At 71.0% G+C, this 3,666-nt stretch carries 3 protein-coding genes and 2 pseudogenes; 2 read left to right on the forward strand and 3 right to left on the reverse strand.

The window, feature by feature from the left end; all coding sequences use genetic code 11:
* Positions 1–84: 84 nt before the first annotated feature.
* A pseudogene (locus AC27KI_RS20650) lies at positions 85–789 on the forward strand (alanyl-tRNA editing protein); the annotation flags it as partial.
* Here the strand turns inward: AC27KI_RS20650 and AC27KI_RS20655 are convergent.
* The 3 genes and pseudogenes from AC27KI_RS20655 to AC27KI_RS20665 form a co-directional block, all read right to left on the reverse strand.
* A pseudogene (locus tag AC27KI_RS20655) lies at positions 772–987 on the reverse strand (SDR family NAD(P)-dependent oxidoreductase); the annotation flags it as partial. The pseudogenes AC27KI_RS20650 and AC27KI_RS20655 overlap by 18 nt on opposite strands.
* A complete protein-coding gene (locus tag AC27KI_RS20660; RefSeq protein WP_487090748.1) occupies positions 977–1,942 on the reverse strand; it encodes a Bug family tripartite tricarboxylate transporter substrate binding protein in 966 nt (321 codons plus the stop codon). The gene AC27KI_RS20660 and the pseudogene AC27KI_RS20655, both read right to left, overlap by 11 nt.
* Before the next feature lie 82 nt (positions 1,943–2,024).
* Positions 2,025–2,963, reverse strand: a complete 939-nt coding sequence (locus AC27KI_RS20665) for a dihydrodipicolinate synthase family protein (protein ID WP_284411542.1) — start codon at positions 2,961–2,963, stop codon at positions 2,025–2,027.
* 115 nt (positions 2,964–3,078) lie between these two features.
* Here AC27KI_RS20665 and AC27KI_RS20670 point away from each other — a divergent pair.
* Positions 3,079–3,666 (forward strand): LysR family transcriptional regulator (locus AC27KI_RS20670; protein WP_487115579.1); only part of this gene is annotated, 588 nt, incomplete at its 3' end.

Here is a 3,666-nt window from a genome sequence, read left to right on the forward strand (position 1 = left end):
GCCGGTGTGCCACGCGGCGCACGCCACGCCCACCGCGCGCCGCACGGAGGGCGCTCCCGCAGGCGCCGCCGTTACCATCGGGCCATGACGACCGACGACCGCTCCCCCCCTGCGACCACCCCCACCCCCACGCTGGCCACGCAAGACCTCTTCCGCGAAGACGCCTACCTGCGCGAATGCCAAGCCACCGTGGTGGCGGTGCAGCCGGACGGCGGCATCGTGCTGGACCGCACCGTGTTCTACCCGCTCGGGGGCGGCCAGGCCGGCGACAGCGGCGTGCTGCTGCGGGCGGACGGCAGCACCGTCGCCATTGCCGACACACGCAAGGGCAAGGATGCCGAAGGCCGGCCCACGGCCGCCATCGTGCACGTGCCCGCACCGGGCGAAGTCGCGCCCTGGACGGTGGGCGAGGCCGTGACCGCGCGCATCGACTGGGAGCGCCGCCACCGGCTGATGCGCTTTCACACCACCACCCACCTGCTGTGCCACCTGGTGGCGCAGCCCGTGAACGGCTGCTCGATCACCCCCGACTACGCGCGGCTCGATTTCCACATGGACGGCACGCTGGACAAGGACTCCCTGACCGCCGGCATCGCGCGCCTGGTGGCCGAAGGCCATGCCATCACCCTGGGCACCGTCACCGATGCGGAACTGGACGCCAACCCCGCCCTGGTCAAGAGCATGAGCGTGCAGCCGCCGCGCGGCACGGGCCAGGTGCGCACCGTGCGCGTGGGCGGCACCGGCGAGGCGGGCGCTCCGCAGATCGACCTGCAGCCCTGCGGCGGCACGGGCGATGTCTTCGCCATCGGCCAGATCGACGGCCACGGGCGTGAACGCGGCGTGTTCGATGGCCGGCGCGGCCACGTCCAGCCCGCTCACGTGCCAGCCCGCGGCCAGCAGCGACTCGGCGATGGCGCGGCCGATGCCGCTGCTGCTGCCGGTGACGGCGGCATGGGCGCCTGGGGGCGGCGTGCCGTCATTCCGCACGGATGTTGCCCTCGGTCACGATCTTCTGGGAGCGCTCCATGTCGGCGCGCTGGAACCTGGCGAAGTCGTCCACGCTGCCCGGCGTGACGAGCAGCCCCTGGTCCTTGAGCTTCTGGGCCATGTCGCCGGCCAGGGCCTTGTTCACCTCGGCGTTCAGGCGCTGCACCAGCAAGGGCGGCGTCTTGGCCGGGGCCCACAGGCCGTACCAGCTGTAGAACTCGAAGCCGGGAAGGGTCTCGGCCACCGTGGGCACGTCGGGCAGGTTGGGCACGCGCTGGGCGGAGGTCACGGCCACCACCTTGAGCATGCCGCTCTTGTGGTACTGGAGCGAGCCGAGGATGGGGTCGATGAAGCCGTCGATCTGCCCCCCGATCAGGTCCTGGAAGGCCGGCGCCGTGCCCTTGTAGGGCACGATGAGGTAGTCGATCTTGCCGGCCCGTTTCAGCAGCTCGGTCGAGAGATGCCCGGCCGAGCCGATGGAGCCCACGGCGAAGGTCATCTTGCCCGGGTGGCTCTTGGCGTAGCCCAGCAGGGATTTGATGTCGGTCACCGGCAGGTCCTTGTTGACCGCCACCGACAGGGGCGCCTTGGCCACCAGCGCCACGGGCGCGAAGTCCTGCGTGACGCTGAACGGCACCGATTTGAGCGTCATCGGCGCGGTCGTGAAGGTGGAGGCGCTGAACAGCAGCGTGTAGCCGTCCGCCGCGGCCTTGGCGACCGCGTCGCCGCCGATCACGCCGCTGCCGCCGGGCTTGTTGTCGATCACGAAGCTCTGCCCGGTCTGCTCGCCGAGCTTTTGCGCCAGCATGCGGCCCACGGCGTCCAGCGTGCCGCCCGGCGGGAACGGGATCACCACGCGCACCGGCTTGTTCGGGTAGGTCTGCGCGAAGCCGCTGGCGGCGGCAGTGAGCGCGAGGGCGCCGAGGACGGCGCGGAGGAATGGCTTGCGTTGCATGGCGTGTCTCCTGTCTTTATGGGGTCGCGAATGTCCGGTGCGGGCCGTGCGGTGCGGCCCGTCTTGTCATGGCACCCGCAGATCAGCGCTGCAGCAGGCCCGCCTGCCGGACGGCGGCGCGCAGGGCCTCGACCTCCTGGGCGTTGGGCGCCTCGGTGGGTGGGCGCACGGTGGCGTCGTCGATCACGCCGGCCAGGTACATGCCGCCCTTCATGCGCGCATGGGCCTCGCCCGTGGGCTCGCCGCCGCCGTACACCGCGTCCTTGAGCGGCGTGATGACGGCCTGCACGGCCATGGCTTTTTTCAGGTCGCCGGCCTTCACGGCGTTCCACAGGTCGATGATGAGCTGCGGGATGAAGGTGGCGAAGCCCACCAGCGCGCCATCGACGCCCTGCACCATCGAGGCCAGCAGGTATTCGTCGTGGCAGGTGAGGATGGCCTTGGAGGCGTCGGCCTCGCGGATCGCCTGGATGTCGCGGGCGTACTTGTTCATGTCGCGCTGGCCCACCTTGAAGGCCTGCAGGTAGGGCAGCCGGGCGAGTTCGGCCAGCAGTTGCGACGAGTACGAGGCGCGCGTCCATGCCGGGTACACGTGGCACACCAGGTCCAGGCCCGGCGCGGCCCGGTGGATGGCCTCGAAATATTGCAGCGCATGGCCCGGCGTGAAGCCGAAGCGCAGCCAGTGGTGGGGCGGCATGACGTCCAGCGCTACGGCGCCGGCGGCCTGGGCGGCACGGGCATGTTCGGCGGCTTCGGCCAGGCCCTCGCAGACGATGGAGGAGATGACGGGCGTGCGGCCCTTCAGTTCGTCGGCCACGATGCGGGTGACCTCGGCGCGCTCGGTAGGGGTGAGGGAAAACACCTCGCCGGTGTGCCCGTTGGTCATGATGGCCACCACGCCCTCGTGGCCGGCCAGCCAGGCGGCGAGCTTGCGCAGGGCGGGCTCGTCGATGCGGTGGTCGGGGGTGAAGGGGCACGAGATGGCGGGGATGATCCCGCGATAATTCGCGATGGAAGGCATTCAAGGTCTCCGTTATGGGTGCAGGGGAACGACAACGCAGCGGATCTTCCGGCGACGGCCCCGCACCGTCCAATACCCGAATCGCATACATCTATCTGCACGGAACACGACGCCCATGGGACCTGGCAACCGCCCCCTCGATCTCGAATGGCTGGAAGACTTCCTGGCCCTGGCCGAGTGCGGCAATTTCTCGCGCGCCGCCGAGGCCCGGGCCATCGCCCAGCCCGCGTTCAGCCGCCACATCCGTGCGCTGGAGGAATGGGTGGGCGTGGAGCTGTTCGACCGCAGCGCGCACCCGGCCGCCCTCACGGCGGCGGGGCAGCGCTTTCTGCCCCTGATGGAAACCCTGCTGGCCAACCTGGAGGCCGCGCGCATCAAGGCGCGCGCCGCGCACGACACGGCGGCCGCCAGCCTGCGCTTCGCGGCCACGCACGTGCTCTCGCTCACCTTCTTTCCGCGCTGGCTGGGCCAGCTGGAGGCGCAGCTGCGCCTGGGGCCCATCCAGACCATGTCGGACAGCTCCCGCGCGTGCGAAGACCTGGCGCTGCAGCGGCGCGTGCAGTTCGTGCTGTGCCACGGCCATGCGGAGGCGCCCGGGCGCCTGGACGAGGCGCAATACCCCATGCAGCGGCTGTCGGACGACGTGCTGCAGCCGGTGAGCGCGGCGGGCCCCGACGGCGGGCCGCTGCACGCCATCGGCCGG

The organism is Acidovorax sp. KPB24-03 (assembly GCF_057546605.1).